This is a genomic window from Chamaesiphon sp. VAR_48_metabat_135_sub, from assembly GCF_031418915.1.
Classification (GTDB): Bacteria; Cyanobacteriota; Cyanobacteriia; order Cyanobacteriales; family Chamaesiphonaceae; genus Chamaesiphon.
The window spans coordinates 1-2,342 of the sequence record NZ_JANOJV010000220.1; the positions used below are offsets into that span (position 1 = coordinate 1).

At 44.2% G+C, this 2,342-nt stretch carries 3 protein-coding genes, 1 tRNA gene and 1 pseudogene; all 5 read right to left on the reverse strand.

The features are described 5' to 3' along the window. Positions 1–677, reverse strand: a 677-nt coding sequence (locus RMO55_RS15845) for an NADH dehydrogenase subunit K (RefSeq protein WP_396134350.1), incomplete at its 3' end; no start/stop codon positions are given. Continuing rightward, positions 668–1,030 (reverse strand): photosynthetic/respiratory NAD(P)H-quinone oxidoreductase subunit C, encoded by a 363-nt coding sequence (gene ndhC, locus RMO55_RS15850; protein WP_015157893.1) that lies wholly within the window; start codon positions 1,028–1,030, stop codon positions 668–670. The genes ndhC and RMO55_RS15845, both read right to left, overlap by 10 nt. A 307-nt stretch (positions 1,031–1,337) precedes the next feature. Beyond that, positions 1,338–1,411 (reverse strand) — tRNA-Pro (locus RMO55_RS15855). A gap of 65 nt (positions 1,412–1,476) precedes the next feature. Beyond that, the gene (locus RMO55_RS15860; RefSeq protein WP_310428007.1) at positions 1,477–2,004 is read right to left on the reverse strand and encodes a GNAT family N-acetyltransferase; all 528 of its coding nucleotides are present in this window, start codon (positions 2,002–2,004) and stop codon (positions 1,477–1,479) included. A 205-nt stretch (positions 2,005–2,209) separates the two neighbouring features. Continuing rightward, a pseudogene (locus tag RMO55_RS15865) lies at positions 2,210–2,342 on the reverse strand (IS630 family transposase); the annotation flags it as partial.

Here is a 2,342-nt window from a genome sequence, read left to right on the forward strand (position 1 = left end):
GGTATTCCCATCGCTGCCGCAATTTCGGCAGGAGGATTTACATGTGTACCTGGTTGGAGATAAGCTCCAGTCAAAATCTGTGGTACGACTTTCATATTATGCGTCGTACTGTAGTAACGGTGAGTCTGATTCAGAAGACTCCGTTCTTGCATCGATTCGTTGGCGATTTTTTTGCGGAGCTTAATGATCGCATCCATCACCGCTTCTGGGCGTGGTGGACAACCGGGAAGATATACATCGACAGGAATCAGTTTATCGACACCACGCACGGCGGTAGGCGAATCCGAGCTAAACATCCCACCCGTAATTGTACAGGCACCCATAGCAATGACATATTTGGGTTCGGGCATCTGTTCATAGAGACGCACCAGCGCTGGAGCCATTTTCATCGTAATCGTCCCAGCAGTAATTAATAAGTCTGCCTGACGAGTACTTGCACGTGGTACCAATCCAAATCTGTCGAAATCAAACCTAGAGCCGATCATTGCGGCTAATTCAATGAAACAGCAAGCCGTCCCGAATAGCAATGGCCACAGGCTGGATAACCGTGACCAGTTGTAGAGATCGTCTACGGTTGTCAGGATCACATTTTCCGACAAATCTGTCGTCACTTGAGGACGCTCGATTGGACTGGAAATTCGATCTGAATTATTGATAAGATTAGGGTTCATGACCATTCTAAGGCTCCTTTGCGCCAAGCATAGACCAGCGCAATCACGAGAATTGCGATAAAAACGAGAGCTTCAATAAAAGCGAGTAAGCCTAACTGACTAAACGCCACTGCCCACGGGTATAAGAATACAGTCTCCACGTCAAAGACGACAAAGACCAGGGCGAACATATAATAACGAATATTAAACTGAATCCACGCACCACCGATCGGCTCCATCCCCGATTCATAAGTGGTGCGGCGTTCGGGGCCACCACCGCTAGGGCGCAGCAATTTAGATGCTGACAATGCTAAAATCGGCACCAGGCTACATGTCAGCAAGAAGCCAAGGAGATATTCATAACCGTTGAGTACAAACACAGATTATTCATAGTCATGAAACAATAAAGATCGATCTCTCAGGCATCTAGCAGTTAAAAACCGATCTCAAACCCCAATACTTCTGAAGAGTGATGGAGTTTTTGATGATCGCTAATTAACTGCGGTTTGTGCCGATAGACTCAACCTGCTTATATTTTATCCATATATAGGTAATCGGGGCTAGGGTTTAAGATCGATCTCATAGTTCTCGGTCAGATTTAGTCTATCCATACAAATACAACCTACAAATTTAAATTTGCAGGTTGCATTTGTATAGAAAAACAGTTTTTGACTTTGCCGCAGTATATCGGGATGACAGGATTCGAACCTGCGACATCCTGCTCCCAAAGCAGGCGCGCTACCAAGCTGCGCTACATCCCGTCGTTGACACCATCATAACATACTATCGACAGGTTCGATCAACAATCTCCAAAAATTACTGTTAACTAATCAGGGTACCAAAACATCCCCTTAATACCTTCAGGATCTTCCACAAATCCCATCCCATTATAAAAACCCACCACATGAGCATCAGCAAAAAGTGTGATATTACTAATATCTTGAGCGCGGATTTTATCGATCGTAAACTTCATCATCGCCTTACCTAACCGCTGTCCCTGAAAATCAGGATGCACTACCACATCCCACACGGTTGCATTAAAAGCCCCATCAGACGTAGCACGAGCAAACCCAATCATCCGTTTTGTCGCACCCTTGACTTCCCACATCGAAACCACAATAAAGCTATTCTGGAGCGCCTTCTTCACCTTCCGTAATGGACGACGCGACCAACCCACAATATCGCAAAGTTCCTCCAACTCATATAGGTTGAGGTCTCGATCGGTACTAAAAAAAATTTGACTATTTTGAGGTAGATTAATTCCAGTTACATGTAGAGGAGTACCAACGGAGGCACTTACCTTAGATTCAGTAGCCGTATCGCCACCACTAAATAAACTCTTCCAAAAAACCATGTGGTGTGGGCAACAAAGATAATGATGGCAGTTCCCAACTCTCGCTAGTTGTAGCTAGCGAGAGTTGGGTAAATTTAGACAAATCATAACATTATTCCTAGGGGAATTCCCGTTCATTGGCATTGTCTCCAGTCAATACTAGAGAATCTACACTGGATTTTAATATGACCGAAATCAACCCCGATAAATACCAACATATATAGCACTACGGGGTTACGTTAGGACATTTTTTAAAAGCATTATCAACACAATCACGAAATTCTTCAAATTCACCCCAACGTTGTTTCATCCAATTCTTGAGTACAGACCACCATCGCTCTATCTTGTTAAGATCTGGT